At 50.9% G+C, this 18,110-nt stretch carries 16 protein-coding genes and 1 pseudogene; 15 read left to right on the plus strand and 2 right to left on the minus strand.

Features of this window, described 5'->3' with window-relative positions; translation table 11 throughout:
• From V1T76_RS28690 to V1T76_RS28760, 15 genes and pseudogenes are all read left to right on the plus strand, one after another.
• On the plus strand, nt 1-193 hold a 193-nt coding region (locus V1T76_RS28690), incomplete at its 5' end, for a hypothetical protein (RefSeq protein WP_330564087.1).
• A gap of 23 nt (nt 194-216) precedes the next feature.
• Nucleotides 217-666 (plus strand): annotated as a pseudogene (locus V1T76_RS28695) (IS110 family transposase); the annotation flags it as partial.
• A gap of 787 nt (nt 667-1,453) precedes the next feature.
• Nucleotides 1,454-2,527 (plus strand): nucleotidyltransferase family protein, encoded by a 1,074-nt coding sequence (locus tag V1T76_RS28700; protein ID WP_330564088.1) that lies wholly within the window; start codon nt 1,454-1,456, stop codon nt 2,525-2,527.
• Nucleotides 2,527-3,744 (plus strand): hypothetical protein, encoded by a 1,218-nt coding sequence (locus V1T76_RS28705; protein WP_330564089.1) that lies wholly within the window; start codon nt 2,527-2,529, stop codon nt 3,742-3,744. Before V1T76_RS28700 ends, V1T76_RS28705 begins: the two co-directional genes overlap by 1 nt.
• 3 nt (nt 3,745-3,747) lie before the next feature.
• Entirely contained in the window at nt 3,748-4,710 is a 963-nt protein-coding gene (locus tag V1T76_RS28710; protein ID WP_330564090.1) for a Gfo/Idh/MocA family oxidoreductase, read from the plus strand.
• Nucleotides 4,695-5,681: a Gfo/Idh/MocA family protein gene (locus tag V1T76_RS28715; protein WP_330564091.1), complete on the plus strand. Its 987-nt coding sequence runs from the start codon at nt 4,695-4,697 to the stop codon at nt 5,679-5,681. Before V1T76_RS28710 ends, V1T76_RS28715 begins: the two co-directional genes overlap by 16 nt.
• Before the next feature lie 23 nt (nt 5,682-5,704).
• On the plus strand, nt 5,705-6,715 hold the full coding sequence (locus tag V1T76_RS28720; protein ID WP_330564092.1) for an NAD-dependent 4,6-dehydratase LegB: 1,011 nt from the start codon (nt 5,705-5,707) through the stop codon (nt 6,713-6,715).
• Between the two features lie 8 nt (nt 6,716-6,723).
• A complete protein-coding gene (locus tag V1T76_RS28725; protein ID WP_330564093.1) occupies nt 6,724-7,926 on the plus strand; it encodes a LegC family aminotransferase in 1,203 nt (400 codons plus the stop codon).
• A gap of 342 nt (nt 7,927-8,268) precedes the next feature.
• The gene (locus V1T76_RS28730) at nt 8,269-8,988 is read left to right on the plus strand and encodes an acylneuraminate cytidylyltransferase family protein (RefSeq protein WP_330564094.1); all 720 of its coding nucleotides are present in this window, start codon (nt 8,269-8,271) and stop codon (nt 8,986-8,988) included.
• Nucleotides 8,989-8,990: 2 nt separating this feature from the next.
• Nucleotides 8,991-11,630, plus strand: a complete 2,640-nt coding sequence (locus V1T76_RS28735) for a CDP-glycerol glycerophosphotransferase family protein (RefSeq protein WP_330564095.1) — start codon at nt 8,991-8,993, stop codon at nt 11,628-11,630.
• The gene (neuB, locus tag V1T76_RS28740) at nt 11,627-12,673 is read left to right on the plus strand and encodes an N-acetylneuraminate synthase (protein WP_330564096.1); all 1,047 of its coding nucleotides are present in this window, start codon (nt 11,627-11,629) and stop codon (nt 12,671-12,673) included. Before V1T76_RS28735 ends, neuB begins: the two co-directional genes overlap by 4 nt.
• The gene (locus V1T76_RS28745) at nt 12,673-13,245 is read left to right on the plus strand and encodes a NeuD/PglB/VioB family sugar acetyltransferase (RefSeq protein ID WP_330564097.1); all 573 of its coding nucleotides are present in this window, start codon (nt 12,673-12,675) and stop codon (nt 13,243-13,245) included. The genes neuB and V1T76_RS28745 overlap by 1 nt, the downstream gene beginning before the upstream one ends.
• Nucleotides 13,246-13,296: 51 nt before the next feature.
• On the plus strand, nt 13,297-14,235 hold the full coding sequence (locus V1T76_RS28750) for a GNAT family N-acetyltransferase (RefSeq protein WP_330564098.1): 939 nt from the start codon (nt 13,297-13,299) through the stop codon (nt 14,233-14,235).
• Between the two features lie 3 nt (nt 14,236-14,238).
• Nucleotides 14,239-15,402 carry a UDP-N-acetylglucosamine 2-epimerase gene (gene neuC / locus V1T76_RS28755; RefSeq protein WP_330564099.1) on the plus strand — a complete coding sequence of 388 codons (1,164 nt, stop codon included), beginning with the start codon at nt 14,239-14,241 and terminating at the stop codon, nt 15,400-15,402.
• A gap of 10 nt (nt 15,403-15,412) precedes the next feature.
• Entirely contained in the window at nt 15,413-16,093 is a 681-nt protein-coding gene (locus V1T76_RS28760) for a PIG-L deacetylase family protein (protein ID WP_330564100.1), read from the plus strand.
• A 382-nt stretch (nt 16,094-16,475) separates the two neighbouring features.
• On the opposite strand, the gene V1T76_RS28770 is transcribed toward V1T76_RS28760, so the two are convergent.
• Both V1T76_RS28770 and V1T76_RS28775 read right to left on the minus strand, forming a co-directional pair.
• Complete coding sequence (locus V1T76_RS28770) at nt 16,476-16,745, minus strand: IS4 family transposase (RefSeq protein ID WP_330564101.1); 270 nt, start codon at nt 16,743-16,745, stop codon at nt 16,476-16,478.
• A 62-nt stretch (nt 16,746-16,807) separates the two neighbouring features.
• Entirely contained in the window at nt 16,808-17,887 is a 1,080-nt protein-coding gene (locus V1T76_RS28775; RefSeq protein ID WP_330564102.1) for an IS4 family transposase, read from the minus strand.
• Nucleotides 17,888-18,110 lie beyond the last annotated feature (223 nt).

An 18,110-nucleotide genomic window follows, 5' to 3' on the forward strand; every position in this document is an offset into this window, starting at 1 on the left:
GGGTTTTTTCATGCCCAAACCAAGGGAGCCTGAGATGTTCCATTTTGCAAAACCCGCCCGGGCTGTGCACACCACCTGGCTGCACTGTTCCGCGTCCGACAATCCGAAGCATGACGATGTTTCCGTGATCGATGCTGACATGATGCTGTGGACGGCCCCCGCACTGGCGCAGTGTGCGATGATTTGGCCGTGAAGCCAGGTCTAAGGAGCATTCCCATGCATCAGGATATTAGAGTTTTCGGTCTCGATCTCGCCAAGCGCGTGTTTCGGGTTCACGCCATCGGCGTCGATGGAAAAGTTGTCTCCAAACGTAAGTTGCGCCGAAGCGAAGTCCTCCCCTTCTTTTCCGCGCTGCCACCATGCCTCATCAGAATGGAGGCCTGTGCCTCAGCGCACCACTGGGGTCGGGAGTTCATTGCGCTCGGCCATGGCGTTCGGTTGATGCCACCTGCGTATGCCAAACCTTATGTAAAACGGGGGAAGACAGATGCAGCCGATGCCGAAGCGATCTGCAAAGCGGTAACGAGGCCGACTATGAGGTTCGTCGCTGTCAAGAGCCGCGAGCAGCAGTGCGTATTGATGCTGCACAAGACACGGGATCTGCTGGTTCGACAACGTACCGCGCTGATCAATGCCTTGCGTGCTCATTTGGCCGAATTTGGCTTATCACCGCAACTGGCCCTGGTGGCGTCAAGGCACTAGCCAGTCTTGTGCAAAAGCAGCCTCCTTATCAGGAGGTTGAATCAAATCTCACACATCAACGAAACCCCTTTATGGGGACAGGTCCTAGGGTGCGAAGTGCCGTGAAATTGACATGCGGCACTGCCGATACATGCCAGTTCGTGCTAGTGGTCCGGTCGAACTTCCCGGCCGGAGCTTCCACCAATCGATCCGAAGCTTGACCGGAAAGACTGCAACCGAATACCACCACTCCGGCCTTCTCGATTACCTCATGGATATGAACCCGTTGCCCCGCCCAGAGATGCCAAGGTTAAAGAAGCTCGCACTCATCACCGGTCCAGTAAGTGTTCCGTCGTCGAGTTGTAGCACACCAAGCGACCACACAACGCATTGGGTATCGCCCTCCAGCTCCCGAGACCATTGTCCAGATGGGCCGCAGGCCAGTCATACACTGACAATCAAACTAGGCCACTCTGGTGGAGTTGATAAGCCACGAAACCGCTTAAGAAATAAGCGTCTTTGCGGGTGGTCATATGGCAAGAATTATAACCGTAAGTTACTTGCAGCGATCTGGCTTGCAACCTGTAGGTTTCTGTTGTACACACCGGCGGCACTACGAATCGTAGCGATATATTGACGGCATAGGTTGAAGTATTTCATCCATAGCTTAAAGTTTAGTCTTAGGATACGTCGTAAAATTGAAAGATTATGCGGGTATAGTTATCTTTAAAAAATATCCTTAAATAGTAAACGACAGCTAAGGTCGACTTAAATGCATCAATTCAAATACTCTTCCGCTACAAAGATCTTCATTACCCCAGATAATACTATATTAGAGGCAATGAGTCGGATTGATGAAGGAGCGCTCCATATCGCAATTGCTATTGATGAGAACCAGAAACTCATCGGCATTTTAACAGATGGCGACATTCGGCGCGCAATTCTTCGACGAGTTTCCCTCAACGCGCCTGTTGGTGCGATTTTGAACCGTTCCCCCCTAATTTGCCACCGGAACGAAGGCATGCCACGCATCGAAGAAATTCTACAGGCAGATCCAAGTGTGCTGCGCATTCCAGTAGTCGATGAGGAAGATTGTGTAGTGGGGGTCTTCTTAGTTGAGGATACAGTCACTTCTGCGATTCCCGCGGTTCCGGTTGTCGTTATGGCAGGCGGATTGGGTGAACGGATGCGCCCCCATACTGAGACAACCCCAAAGCCACTGCTAGAAGTGGCCGGAAAACCGATCTTGCAAAGAACAATTGAGAGCCTGAGTTCTCAAGGCTTCCAGGAATTTATCATCTCGATCCGCTATTTGGGCGATAAGATTATCGATTATTTCGGTGACGGCTCAAAATTCGATGTACAAATCAAGTACATTCGTGAAGAAGACCGCATGGGCACGGCGGGTGCATTACGGATGATGAGTGCGCAGCTAGACCGACCCTTCGCAGTTATCAACGGCGACATCATTACCAAAGCAGATTTACGCAACCTATCTCACTACCATCGCGACACGAACGCCGTTGCAACGATGTGCGTGAAAGAATTCGAATTTCAGGTACCTTATGGCGTGGTGGTTCAGGAAGATGGTCGGCTGATAGATCTTCATGAAAAACCAGTCTTGAAGCATCTGGTCAACGCGGGGATTTACATGTTTGACCCAATCGCGTTAAAAAGTATTCCGGATCGTGGATATTTTGACATGACCACATTCTTCGAAACACTCCAAAAAAACCACCCGGAAAGCACAAACATTTTTCCTTTGCGCGAGTATTGGCGCGATATTGGCAACCCGAACGACTTGGAGCGAGTTTCAAAAGAAGTTCTTACAGAAGAAATGGCATAGTGCCAGTGAAGTTCTTCACGTCGAAGTCCGGACCATTTTCTTATGACTGGCTTCCCAGAAGGCCATTCTGGCAAACTTTTGGAAAGCCAGGAAGGGACGAATATATTGCGGCTCGGAAGCTTTTCAAAAAACAGCGGTATGAAGCCTCTGCCCAACGTCATCAAGCCGCCCAAGCCCGGTTTCCCAACAACCCGCACATAGCACTCCAGGCTGCTGTTTACGCCAGGTTTGGACTCATTGGGTATGAGGATACCCTTCAATACCTCAGTCGGTTTGTTTCTCAACATGAGAATGATTACGAACGTTTCAGAATAATGTGCGCGCTAGCCGAGCTTATTTGGGAACGCCGAGGGCCGACCGATTTCGCTTGCAACCTTGCCAAGGAAATCGCAGATTCTCCCTTTGCTGGTGCCCGTAGAATGCTCCGTTTTGCCGCGGCGCTGGAACAGGCTGGACTTTGCGATGAAGCTGTCTCCATTGCCGATAGGGCATACTCCCTCGATTCTTATACAGCCAAACAAACAGGTCATTTGCGGCTCTTGCTTGCCCTTCGAAAAAACGGCAGGCACTGGCCTGTTCATTCGGATTCCGCAGCCCGTATCGGCTGTCATCTAGACGCCAGCGCGGAGGCATTTCAGCAAATTGTTTCTGCCAGTTCCGGAGACTTTGCACTCGTGGCCAACGGCCCTTCGCTTGTTGGTACAGGGAAAGGGGCCGAAATCGATACACATGAGGTTGTCGTCCGCTACAATAATTTTCTCTTCGGAGAATCTTCATTTCAGGATCGAGGCAAGAAGACGGATGTTTGGTTCCGCCACCATACAGCAAAATACGTTCCAATTAGCCCATTGCCTGGCCTGCGACTGGTTGTGGTACTTGGCCACGGTGTCGATACCCGATTTTCTGATGGGGTGCAGTGTCTTGAGAACCTCTTTCTACTGGGTGTCCCGATCCAGACTATTCCTTCGGAGGTCTACGTTAACTTATTCACCCAACTTGACGCGGCTCCAAGCGCAGGTTTGATCGCCGCTGCCTGGGCTTCAGAGAACACTCTACATGCCATACAAACGAGTCAATTATACGGTTACGACCTTTCAATAAATACTCGACTAAAAAGCCATTATTATTATGAAACATCAGAACTTTCTCAGTTACCTAGCCGTCATAATTGGTCAAAAGAGAACGCTCTTTTGAAAGAAATCTGTGAAAGGTTATAGTAAATGCACAACATAGCTCTTATCGGATGCGGAAACATAGGCCGCAGGCACCTGCAGGCTTTGGCCCTATCCGAACAGGACGCAAATATTGTAATCGTCGAGCCGAACCCACAAGCCCGCGACGCTGCACAGGAAGTATTGCCTATCAACTCGCCCGCACACGTCACATTCACAGACACGCTTGCAGGCATGAATCCAGCGCTTTCCGGGCCTTTGGACCTTGCAATTATCGCAACCGCTGCAGATGTCCGCAAACTTGTAGTAACCGACCTCATAAGACACGCCGCTCCCAATACCTTGCTTCTAGAGAAGGTTCTGCTGACCTCTGTTAAAGATCTAAAAGACGTCGGAAAACTTTTGGGCGAACACAAAATCACCACCCATGTGAATTGCGGCAGACGCGGCTTTCCAGGCTATAATACACTCAGACAAGCTTTGCAAAATCGCCATGGATTTCAGATGGAAGTCACAGGGCGCGGCTGGGGTCTATGCTCCAATGCAGTCCATTTTATGGATCTGGCTGAGTATCTTTTTTCTGCCCGGATTACGGCCCTTTCCGGTCACCAACTCGACGAAGGGTTTTTCTCGGCAAAGCGGAAGGACTGCATAGAGGTCTCCGGTAAACTCCTAGGGACGTTGACCAACGGAGGAAAACTTACGATTGAGTGCCAACCTGGGTCGTTTGAGCCTCTTGTCATTAAGGTCTCCTGTGGAGATGAAAAGTGGAGCATTGATGAGGCCAAGCGGATGATTGTGCATACGTCTGAAGCGCAAGGTCAGAAAATCGAACCGTTTGAAGCCTACAACGTAAGCGAGATGAGTCATCTTTATGTTGACTTGCTTAAGGGGCGATCATTGCTCCCAACCTACGCGCAATCAGCCGACCAGCATATTTTTCTTATCAACACTCTAAAGCAGCATCTCCGCATCTCTGACAACGAAAGCGTTAGTTGCCCGATCTCATGACCCAATCTCCTATTCTTCTTGTCGGTGCAGGTCTTATGGCCCAGGCGTACGCCAAGGTTCTTCTAGCCCAGAACTTGTCGATTGTAGTGCTCGGTCGTGGAGAAGTGTCCGCGCGCGCGTTCGAAGCTGCCTGTGGTGTACCTGTTTTCACCGGTGAACTTGATACCTTACTCCAGAAGTATCAGACAGTCCCACACACAGCAATTGTCGCAGTCAGCGCACAAAATCTTTACCAGGTGAGCCGCCAACTCCTGTCTGCTGGGTGCAATCGGTTGCTCGTCGAAAAACCAGCAGGCCTAACCCTTGACGAGGTTTGCCACCTGAGTGATGAATGCGCTCAAACCCATGCTGAAATGTATGTGGCGTACAATCGACGATTTTACGCATCCACTGCCGCAGCCCGAGCAGGCATTATTGCTGACGGAGGCCCTCTTTCCGTGAAGTTCGACTTCACAGAAGCCAGCCGTAGGATTGAAGTACTTAGCAAACCCGCCGCTGAGTTTGAGAGCTGGTTCTTTGGGAACTCCACGCACGTCATTGATCTCGCCTTCTTTCTCGGTGGCACACCATCGGAATTGTTAGGCAAACGGCTCGGCCAGCTTTCCTGGCATTCCGAAGGAGCAGTTTTTACCGGGCACGGAAAGACAGTGAACAATGCCTTGATCTCATATCACGCTAACTGGTTAGCGCCTGGGCGATGGGGGGTTGAAATTATGACACGGGAGAGGCGATACGTTCTCCAACCGATGGAACAACTGTTCATTCAAGAACACACTTCGTTCTCTCTTACCCAGGCTGACATTGATGACAGCTTGGACAAGCAATTCAAACCTGGTCTGTATAAGCAAGTCGAAGCCTTCCTGAACAATGAAAATGACGACCGGCTCCTTTCGATAGAAGAGCACGCCAAGCTCTTCAGATCTTATCAATCTATTCGGGACGGTGGATTCTTTTCCCCTGACGCCAATTGATCTAACTTGGAGTTGCACGAAAAATGCCCTTGAAAAAAAAGAAATTTCTAGTCACCGGAGCTGATGGCTTCATTGGTTCGCATGTTGTTGAAGCCTTGGTGAGAGAAGGCGCCGACGTCCGGGCCTTCGTTTTCTATAACAGCTTCGATTCCTGGGGCTGGCTCGACCGCGTTCCAGAAGACCTAAAGGGATCGTTCGAAGTATTTGCTGGGGATATCCGGGACCCAAACGGAGTTCGCGAAGCTATGAAAGGCGTAGACATTGTCCTGCACCTTGCTGCACTTATAGCAATTCCCTACTCATATCATTCGCCGGACACTTACATTGATACCAACGTAAAGGGAACGCTGCACATTCTAAAGGCTGGGGCCGATTTGTGTGTAGAGCGCATTGTCTGCACCTCTACCAGCGAAGTCTATGGCACTGCTCAGTTTGTTCCAATCACAGAAGAACACCCCGTCGTTGGCCAGTCTCCATACTCCGCCTCCAAGATCGGTGCAGATCAGATCGCACTGTCGTTCCATCGCTCATTCGGTACGCCCGTGACAATCATTCGGCCCTTCAACACGTATGGGCCCAGACAGTCTACCAGAGCAGTAATTCCCACAATCATTACCCAGATCGCATCAGGAGCTCGGGAAGTGAAGCTCGGCAAAATGAGCCCTACTCGCGACTTCAGCTTCGTGAAAGACACGGCCAATGCGTTCCTGACTATGGCCGAGGCGGACGGCGTAGTTGGTGAAGTTGTGAATTTTGGCTCAGGTTTTGAAATTTCAATCGAGCAGACGGCCAAGGCCATTGCTCGGCTCATGAACAAGGACGTCTCGTTTGTTTCCGAAAACGAACGCATGCGACCGGTACTAAGTGAAGTTGACCGTTTATGGGCTGGTACAGAAAAAGCACAACGGCTGACGAACTGGCAGCCTGCATTCGGTGGCCTCAGCGGTTTCGAGCGTGGTTTGGCGGAAACAATTGATTGGTTCCAAGACCCCAACAATCTCACGCTCTACAAGAGTGGCCGCTACACGATATAGGATCCAAAATGTCCAAACTCGATGACCAGAAGATACTGCGGCTTCTGAACGAAGTAACTGGCCGGCCCCGGGGCACGGATGATTTCGTTCCTTTGCATGAGCCAAGGTTCTCTGGGAATGAATGGGTATATGTGAAAGAATGTCTGAACACCGGCTGGGTCTCGTCGGTAGGTTCTTATGTTGATCTATTCGAAGAGAAGGTGGCCGAGGCCTTCGGTGTGAAAAAAGCCATCTGCATGGTCAACGGCACCGCCGCTCTTCATATCGCACTTCTCATGGCTGGTGTCGCCGAGAACGACGAGGTCATCGTGCCAGCGTTGACCTTCGTCGCTTCCGCCAACGCAATCACTTACTGCAGGGCTATACCACATTTTGTCGACAGCGAGTTGGCGACGCTCGGTCTTGACCCGGACGCTCTGGATAGCTGGTTGGACGAGGTGGCCGAGTTTAGAGAAAATGAGACATTTAACCGTCGCACAGGACGCCGAATTGCAGCAATTGTGCCGATGCACACATTTGGCCATCCAGTCCGCATGAGTCGCCTATTAGAAGTTGCGGCCAAATGGTCAATTCCCGTCGTTGAAGACGCGGCAGAATCGATCGGTAGCCGGCTCAACGGGAATCTGCTCGGCGGTTTAGGGCTGGTTGGTGCGACCAGCTTTAACGGCAACAAGACCATCACGACAGGTGGAGGTGGCGCCTTGCTGACAAATGACATCGATCTAGCGAATAAGGCCAAGCATATCGCAACGACCGCAAAAAAGCCTCACAAATGGCGCTTTTATCACGATCGATTAGGTTTCAACTACAGGCTACCGAACATCAACGCCGCTTTGGGCTGCGCACAGCTCGAGCAAGTATCAGAAGTCATTGCTGCAAAACGCCACCTCGCGTTAGCCTATGAAGCGGCTTTCAAAGACATTGAAGGCCTCCGCTTCGTCGTAGAACCTGAACACTCCCAGAGCAATTATTGGCTGAACGCTGTGATCCTGGATGATCCTTCGGCGCGCGATCCTTTCTTGGAAGTAACTAATGAGCAAGGCTTTGGCACTCGACCCTGTTGGATGTTGATGAACGAATTGCCGATGTACCGCAACTGCCCATCGAGCCCTCTGTCCATTTCACAGAGTATATCGAGCCGGCTGGTCAATATTCCGAGTAGCGCTTACCTTGGATTGAAGTTCGTTAAAAGTAGTGCTCACCATAACTAACCAGCGCAGACGCCATTTTGTTCATGAAATTACGAACACTCGTTGATGCCGCACTTCGCAAGCCTGCTACCGATAGGACATGTTCCGCGGTCAGACGTTTCAAATTCTGCAGGAGCCTCGTCTTGACAGGAATACGCCGGTCTCACCCGTAGAAGTACTTCTACAGTGAAATTTCAAACCTTCAAAAAGAAGCAGAAGCTATGAATACGCTGGTCCGCAAGGACCCTAGAAAGGTTAAGGATGGAACTTACGTTTCGGCCGTAACGCAAAAGAAGATGGCAGAAGCGTGCTGCCACATTATCTAGACTTTCCCTTCGTAAATACAACAATTGAGCGGTAGCAATGACAACCGGAAAAATCATTTGCAGCATTTGCGCACGTGGAGGATCCAAAGGAGTTCCAGGAAAAAACCTGCGTCCTCTACTAGGAAAGCCGCTGTTGGTCTATACGTTGGACCAAGCTCGGGCTGCGAACTGTTTTGATGCGATCGTCGTCAGTTCCGATGACGAAGCCATCCTGAAATGCGCAAGCGACTGGGGCGTTGACGTTTCGGTTCTGCGTCCTGACGAAATGGCGAATGATACGGCAGCCAAGTCTCCAGCCATCAAGCACTGTATCCAAACAGCTGAAACTGCGCTCGGTATTTCGTTCGACATGATGGTCGACCTCGACGCTACTTCTCCCCTGCGGGATCCCTCCGATATCAACAACGCTATTGATTTGTTGCTTAATGGAGACTGCGACAATGTGATCAGTGTGACCCCCAGCCGCAAGTCTCCTTATTTCAACCTCGTTGAGTTAAATAAAGATGGATTTGCCTACCTCTCCAAAAGACTGGAAACCCCTATTGTCCGCCGGCAAGACTCTCCGAAGTGCTTTGATATTAATGGCTCTGTATACGCTTGGACAAGGGAGGCCTTTTTCTCCGGTCCTTCTGCACTGTCTTCGAGAACATTACTCTACTCTATGCCTGAGGAGAGAAGTATTGATATTGATACTGAAGTCGACTGGATTATTGTTCGAACATTAATGGAAAAGAAGATTAACTATACTGGGTATTAGAAATGACTATTAAGAGTCTTTTCAAAACGTCTCTTGCAAGAAGTATTTATGATTGGAGCACCAAGTTCGAAAGGGAGCAGGCAAAATTCATGCTCTCGTTGATCCTTGTTACACTTGGTCCCCATGCTGCAATCCGCTATTTTCAGAGGTCACCACTCGTCAGGCGCACCCCAGCTCGAAGAAACTGGCTAAAAACAAAGGTAACCAGCATGATTGGAGAAGAGGGCCAGCATTTCTGGGCCTTGAACATGCTTCTGGCTAATCCTGGCGCACGCGAATTTTTAGACTACTTGGCCCTCGAAACAACAGAAAAAACAGAAAAAAGCTTCGCTAACGCTCTTCCCAAACTTCTGTCATCCGTCGACCGCAATCCCGACACCGGAATCATGGTCATCGGAACGTTGGTCGAACAAGGAAAAACCGAGCTGGCGAAATCCATTTTCGACAGAGTTCAAAAAACCAAAACGATAGGTCGAGGCGGGCTTCTGAGAGCCTATTGCGCGCTCTGCCCACGACCGCTCAATGTTAACGAACCAGATCACCTGAATGAACTTTCTTTCAATGCACTTTTTCCCAAACAATGCAGACATCGGCTCATCGTTCTATCAGAGCCTTTGCCAGCGTCGAATCTAAAGCATCTGGCACATGGCGCTGACAAAGTAACGATCATACAATTCCTAGATCTTTATGGGAAAATAGATCTGGCAGAACTTCGCACTCTTTTGCCAAACACTGAGATCACGATCGAACATGCGAGGAGCAGAGCCGATCGGTTCGAATACCGATATTTCGACATTCATCAGAAGACCGCTCGTTGTGCACGTGCTTTCGTGGAGGCTGCGACCGACTTGTGGGAAGAATTTTTGCCCCCTGAAACGGAACACAAAGCGCTAGCGCCTCTTTTGGAACTGGAAATCGCGGACAAGCTATTCTTCTCCGCTATTCGCTCCAACGCGATCGTCGCGGCAGTCAGAGACTCGAAATTCGATGACGTCATCATCTCCTTCAATCAGGATTTCAGGCTATTTCGGCTGATCTGTACTTGCAAAGACATCATCAATGACGATCGAGTCAATGGGTGTTGCTGGTCGACAAACAGGAAAGTAAGAGAAAAGTACTCTCAAAAATTAAAATCATCAATAGCTTATATGGATCTATTTAATGAAACAACAATTACCATAGACAGCAATAATACTGCAAACGCAAGCCAGACACTTGAGGTAAAAAAATATCTCGACAAGGCCTACGTAACAAGGCGAACATTGTTAACTCCCTATGCAGGCAAACCACGCATTGTTCTGTTTGCAACTCAAGACAGAGCATATATTGGGGACATAGCAAAACTGGCCTGCGGCCTTACCGATCAGTATGACATCGACGTATTTTGGGGCATACGCAGATTCGATTACCTTACTAACGCGCTTCGCGACGCATGCGAAAAGAACTTGAATGTCTCTAGTAGAATGCCCGGTATTGTTTCAATGCCCCATGTGGCACCTGGACCGTCTGCCGTCCGTGCATTTAATGGGCTGCTTAAATGCTACATATCTTTTATACTTGCTCATCTTGTCAGCGAATTTAGACACGACGAGGCCGTTATTTCCAGTGTTCTGATCGAAGTCGAAACACACCTGGCAAATACCATGCTCACGGCTTTGGGCCGAATACATGCAGGCTGTGGTGCAATCAAGAAATATGAGTACTCGGCGGCCCTCTTTTGTTCCGCGAGAACATCAATCAACATTCAACAAACGATTGCCGCTAGAAAGGCCAATATTCCAACTATTGCGATCGAACCGCACTGTCTGAACGCATCATACTGCCGCTATGGTACGCTTCCAACGGACCTCGCCGTCGTATTCAGCGACTATTTTGCTGAAGAATACGATCGATACTTCGGAATCCGGCGGGACCGGATCAAGGCTATCGGCTCGCCAAGGTTCATTCGTCCAGACAATTACGAAGCTGACACCGAGACGGTGGAGGCTAGAAAAGCTCTTGGCTTGACTGAATTCGATCAGGACATCGTTTTCGTTGCAATGCAACCGCTTCCCGATGAGCTCGCTGCTGATGGCATCAGAAGAATTTCCCGTGCCTGTTTAGCATCCGCTCACAACGTCCGCATTCTGATAAAGCCCCATCCCGAAGAAGGGCAGAGCCGGGTCGAAATGTACAAACGCATTCTTGCAGAAGAAGATGCAAACCAGGTTTGTGAAATTGTTGCCGACGCAGACTTCAAAACTCTGCTTCTCGCATCCTCCACAGTTCTAGTGTTCTATAGCGTCACCGCAATTGAAGCAGCTATCCACGAACGCCCCGTTATCGTCGTCGGCTTTGAGGGCCAAGACTACCCAGTGCCCTATTCAGATATCTTGGGTGTGCCCTTATGCATCCGAGAAAATGAAATCACGGAAGCTCTGGACGATGCCTTGGAAAACGGACTTTCTTCTCGATCTGGCGCCGACGCTTTTCGTACTCAGCATCCCTATCTACTAGACAGCGACTACTTTGACCGGCTAGGCGGGATTATTTCGGATGTCATCGATGCAGGAGGGCAGGCCATTCGCCCACTGAGTGACCTTCCCCGCACACCTTTTGTCACGGCACCATTCACCCCCTATTTCAGCGAAAGAAGCCTATGAACCTGTTCGAGATTGGCGGCCGGAAAGTCGGCCCAAGTCAACCCTGTTTCGTCATTGCAGAAATCGGCGTCAACCACAACGGCGACGAGACAATGGCCAAAAAGCTGATTGACGCCGCAAAGATCGCTGGCGCAGACGCGGTAAAATTCCAAACATTCTTGGCAGATAAACTCGTGACGAAAACGGCGTCCTCTGCAAAATACCAAAAAGACAATACAGGTATCAGCAACCAGAATGACCTTCTCAGGCCGATGGAACTAAATGAGGCCGCACACAAACGCCTGTTGCAATACTGTAAAGAAGTTGGAATTATCTTTCTCTCATCCCCGTTTGACACTGAGAGCGTCGATCTTCTTTCCAAACTAGACGTGCCGGCTATAAAAGTACCCTCCCCGGACTGTGTATCCGATAGTTTCCTTCGTCACATTGGTAAGACCAGGAAGCCGGTCATCCTTTCGACTGGAATGTGTGATTTGCGGGAAGTGCTCCATGGCGCACAAATTCTTCAAGACGCCGGAGCTGAATGCATTGCTCTGCTACATTGCACGAGTTGCTATCCAGCACCTCTCGATCAGGTTCATTTGAGAGCAATATCGACGATGGGGACGGCGACAGGCCTGCAGATCGGCTATTCTGACCATACTGAAGGGAACGCCGTCTCTATTGCAGCAGTCGCCTTGGGAGCAACCATTATCGAGAAACACATCACTTTGGATAAGGGTTTGCCAGGTCCAGATCATCGCGCCTCGATCGAACCTCATGAATTCGCATGCATGGTTCGCGATATTAGAGCCGTCGAACAGGCTATGGGAGGGACGGCCAAGGAACCGCAGGAATGCGAGCAGTCATCGCGGGAGCTCGCTAGGCGAAGCATAGCAACTAGAAATGCTTTGTACCCTGGGCAGGTTATCTCTGAAAACGATCTTATTTTGCTTCGTCCTGGGACAGGAATTTCGCCATCCTTGGAAACATCTATAATAGGAAGAAAAATAAAGCGTCCAGTTGGTGCGTATACCTTGCTGTCACTAGATGATTTAGAATAATGAAAGAGCTCGTTATTTATGGGGCAGGGGGCAATGCCAAGGTTGTCATCGACATGGCCCGACTGCTTGGGTGGTCAATATCCGGCCTCGTCGATCCAGGCATGCTTCCTGGATCGGACATTCTGTCTTGCAAGGTCATTGCAGAGGACGAAATCGAGGCGCGGGGCTTCCATTCAGTATTCATAGCTATTGGAAACAACGACATTAGATGGCGAGAGTACAAAAGACTGATCGAGCTGGGGTTTGACTCACCATCCCTGATTCACCCTAGTGCAATAGTTGCAAATTCAGCAGCAATCGGCGCAGGAAGTGCAATCATGGCGGGGGCGGTAATCCAAGCAGCCGCCAGGATTGGTGAAGCGGTAATTGTCAACACTTCTGCCAGTATCGACCACGACTGTGAGCTTGCGGACGGCGCCTTTGTCGGTCCGGGGGCGCTCTTGTGCGGAGGTGTAAAGCTTGGGAAGAAAGCCTTCATCGGGGCAGGTGTAATCATTACGCCCAACACTGAGGTTCCACCGAGGTCGTTTGTCAAAGCAGGCTCCCGGCTTAGCCCTGGGAGTTTTACGTGAAATGTCTAATCCAGGCATCCTTTCGCCCGGAACAGAACGATAGGAAAACTGATGGACATACGCTTGTGGAAGCCTGGTGACGAGGCGGCAATTCTAGGATTGTTTAATGAGGTATTCGGGAGATCGATGTCTCCAGAATTCTGGAGATGGCGGTTTCAGAACAATCCCAACGGTGGACCGCACATCGCGCTCGCATGGGATGGCGAACGCTTGGCTGCACATTATGCGGTCACACCGGCTCCTATAGTCGTAGACGGTCAAACAATACCGGCGGCGCTTTCAACGACAACGATGACCCATGCCGACTACCGCGGGCAACGCCTCCTGGAAAAGGTTGGAGGAGCTCTCTATGAGGAGCTCAAGAGCGAGGGCGTTGTCGCCGTCTGGGGTTTCCCAAATGCTCAAGCACATCTTCCACGGCTTCAAAGACTTGCTTGGTTCGATGTATGTGACGTTCCGGTAATGAGTTGTCTATTAGACGGAACACGAAGGCACAAAGCGCATGAAAGTTCACTTGAGTCTGTTGACGAAACGGATAACCGGTTTGCAGCGATTTGGCAGGACGCAGAATGCAGCACTGCGATTCACCCTTCGAGGTCGCTCAACCTGATGCGTTGGCGGCTCGACCAGAACCCTAAAAATAAATATTTCAGGTATATTCAAGGTGATGAGCAATCGCTGTCTGCCTATCTGATATATAAAAAATACTTTGAAACGGAAGTTGATATCGTCGATTTTCATGCTAGGGATCCAGACTGTGGCAAATCTCTGCTGCAAGGAGTTTTAAGCATTCTCACCGCCCAATCCGTTAAAAAGGTAAACGCGTGGTGTCTTCCACACGACCCTCACCGGCGCACTTTCGAGCGGCTTGGCTTTTGTGCGGACGCTCCGGTCACTTATTTCGGGGGGCGGCAACTTCTCCCAATTGGAAAAGAATTTTCCGACCCTAGAGGCTGGCGACTTTCGATGATGGATTCGGACATCTACTAAAAAATGAAGAAAAAAATCGTACACTTTCTCACAGGCATTCGATCTGAGTATGACATACTCGCTCCAGTGATCTCAGCGGTAAACGCCCGCGAGGAACTGAGTGCAGGTGTCATCGTGACCGGGGCGCATCTGGGGCAAATACATGGCAACTCAGTACGCCAGATCGAAAGCGACGGCTTCGACATCGTTGCGCGCATCGATTCTCTTTTGGCCTCAGATGGCTTGACTGGGCGAGTGAAGGGGGCTGCGCTGCAGCTCAACGGTATGTGTGACCTATTTGCCCGCGAGAAACCTGACTTTCTGGTTGTCATGGGAGATCGAGAAGAAGCCATGACAGGCGCCTTGGCCGGCGTATACCATCACATTCCAGTTGTTCATCTTGGGGGCGGAGACCATGCCGATGATGGAAACGTCGACAATCCCATCCGGCATGCCGTGAGTAAGATCGCCAACCTGCACATGGCGACGACCGAACTCAGCGGGAAACGACTGGAAGCGCTTGGTGAAGAAAAGTGGCGCATCAACGTTGTCGGAGCTTCAGGTCTCGACCGGCTCTATTCAACCCCCAAGCTAAACAGAAGAGAACTCGAATCCATGTTGGGCGTCGAATGGAATGGCGCTCCTTTTGTAGTGCTCCTTTATCATCCCACCATCACGGATTTCACATTAGCCGCCAACCACATAGCAGTTATCACGAAGATTTTGGAAGAAATTGGCATTCAGGTCGCAATTATGATGCCGAATTCGGATCCAGGAAACCTCGCTATTGTCGCGGAACTCAATGCATTTACCAAACGTTACTCACGCGCTAAGCTTTTCACCTATCTTGAACGGCTAGTATTCGTAAATATGCTACGCCATGCGAATGCCCTAATTGGAAATTCTTCCGCAGGCATTCTGGAAGCTCCGAGCCTGGGTCTTCCGGTCGTGAACATCGGTAAACGTCAACGTGGACGTGAACATGCCGGTAACGTGATTTTCACAAGCTATGATCATGCGGAAATCCAGCAGGCCATTACAAAATCCGTATGTGATGAAGAATATCGCAAGAAAGTCGCCGAAGCACCCAATCCATATGGGGACGGGACCGCGAGTGCAAAAATCGCAAATATCATTGCCCGTACTCCGATTGATCAAGAACTCATGCAGAAAAGATTCATAATGTGAGGATGGAGATTTGATAGAAAGCAGCAACAAGCCTGTGTTGGTCGTCGCCCCACATCCTGATGACGAAACGCTCGGTGCCGGTGGATTCCTCCTGCGCGCCCACGACGCTGACCGCCCCATTCATTGGTTGATTGTCACCAAAATCTGCGAAGCTGACGGCTGGCCACTAGAAAAAGTGAAGCGGCGGGAAAACGAAATAGCTAACGTAAGCGAAGCATTTGGCTTCACCGCTGTGCATCGCCTGGGCTTTGCAACTGCGCAATTGGACATACTTCCACTTGGCGAACTTGTCGGAGCTATTGGCAGCGTCGTCCAAAAAGTCGAACCAGAGATTCTCTTGTTGCCGCACAGGGGCGACGCCCATTCTGATCATCGAGTAGTTCATGATGCTGCCGGTGCATGTGCAAAATGGTTCCGCTATCCAACTCCCCGCTGGGTCCTGTCCTATGAGACCTTGTCGGAAACGGATGCATGTGTGCGGAACGCTGAACCATTCAGAGCGGATGTTTTTGCAGATATTACACCCCATCTAGAAGAAAAAATTCGTATTGCCAAAATGTTTGGCGATGAGATACAGCCATTTCCTTTTCCCCGTAGCGACGACGCCATAAGGGGCCTAGCCGCTGTGCGAGGCGTAGCCAGTGGCTCCCGATATGCTGAAGCGTTTATGTTACACCGGGCACGAATATAACGTTCGGAATCTTCGGCATTGGTAATGCGGCATCATTCCAAAAGCCGGATCAACGATCCTGCTGCCAAGTAAAACATCACACCGTCAAGCGGAAAATTGGCGTGACGCTGCCATCGCTTACGCTTATCCTTGCGGATATTGCGTTGGGTTTGATGGCGGCCAAGTTTTGGTTGAAGTGGTCCCGGAAATCCAGACAGGTTGCTAAGGTGTATCCCATTGATTTGAAGGGATACGAGAATGGCGAAACGCCGGAATTTTTCGGACGCGTTTAAAACGAAGGTCGCGCTTGAGGCATTGCGCGGTGACAAGACGATCCGGGAGATCGCAGCCAAATATCAGGTACATCGTAAGCATCCGGCCAAGGTTGCTGTTACCCATAAGTTCATTGTTCACGATATGGCTGTTGCACGATGCGGGCCCCTTCGACGAGATCGGCGAGACGGGAGAAGCCTCGCCATATGACGGTTGTTCCCGGTGGCGGCTCGGAGGCTCGATCAAGATAACCTCCGAGCCGAGCGACTGCCCTAAGGTAAAAATCTAGGTCTCGCTGGGGCTTGGATTTGTTTTCTGGAGTTGAGCGCTCAAGCAGACGGCACTCGATGTCCGTGAATACAGTAGCAGGACATGCATCTGGGGCATCGCGCCCGAGCATCGTGAGCCATGAGACGCGCCAAACCACAACGCAGCACAGGGCCTATGCAGTTTGCCAATCGGTCAGCCGTGGTGAGGCGTAACTCTTCGATACGGCATCCGGTCTTCAGGGTTCTGAAGAAGGTCTCGATCTTCCAGCGCAGGGCAATACCATTCGAGCTTGCTGACAGCATCGGCATGAGTCTCGACAGGCAGGTTCGTGATCAACTTCCACAAGATGGGTGCCCGGTCTTCCGGCGGGTTGAGTTCCTCGGCATGGATGATCTGGAGCTGCTGATACCTGTATCGCTTTTGCTTTCCTATTGGCGGGCGAACGGTCATCGTGGCGTGCCGGACAACGAGCGCGGCCCGCTGCGTCTTGCCCTTAGCATCGCGGAACCGGACTTCGTGCCTGCCGCTGGATTGGGTTGCTGCCATTACACGGGCGATGGTCGTGTCGCCATCTTCGGCCAGGTGGTCGGCACAGCTCCTGACCAAAAAACTCGTTCCGAGTTCCTCCGCCAGACAATAGAGCACGTAAATGTCGCTTTCCCGATCTCCGACATGTATGCAGCGCTCAGGTGCGCCGGTCAGGTCGCAAGATCGTCGCTGATTGTCGAGCCAGCGCATGCTTTCCTTCTGTTCGATCGGTACCCGCGTCGGATTAACTTTGCGCTTGAGCGCTGCGGTCCCCTTGAACTTGGCGCGCGACCAGAACTTGGCCGCTGTCATACCGAGAGGAAGCCCTTCCAGTGTGATGGCCAGACTGGCATGCATCAACAGGACGCAAAGAGTGTGTTGGCGGAAACGTCCGTCCTTTTCCTTCCGGCCAGTTGAGGACTTGGTGAACCCGATTTTTTCAGGAGCCGTCCGTGTGAAGGAAAACTCTGTTGTGTCCTGCAGGATCAGGATCGGCCCTGAGGTCGCTTGAAAACGTTCGCTGGAAGCAGAAAAATGGCCCTCAAGAATTTTGTCTTCGCTGACGTTTCCGTTCGCGAAGAACCGGTATGCCGCCTTGGTATTCGACCAGTCCTGCAACGCCGTGGGCAGAGATTTCCCCGGCCGCTCAGCCAGCGCGGTGAGCATCGATCCCAAGCGGCGATTAAGTCGTGCATCGCCGAGATCACACCCGGATGTTTCTGTTTCCACCCAATCATGCTCCATAATCGCACCCTGTTACCTGAAGGTGCCAGAGAATGAATCACGGCCGATTCTTCGAGATCAATAGGGTAAATCAGACCAAGCACAACTTATGGGTAACAGCAAGCTTCACCTGAGGCGTACGTTCTTCACCAGCGCTGCCAAGCCATAATACCCTTCCGGCTACGCGGAGCTCGCAGGTGGTAATTCCTTGCCACCTGCGGTACTTGAGCAGCGATCACTCGAC

Origin of the sequence: Roseibium sp. FZY0029, assembly GCF_036350355.1 — a bacterium.
In the GTDB taxonomy this organism is placed as follows: domain Bacteria; phylum Pseudomonadota; class Alphaproteobacteria; order Rhizobiales; family Stappiaceae; genus Roseibium.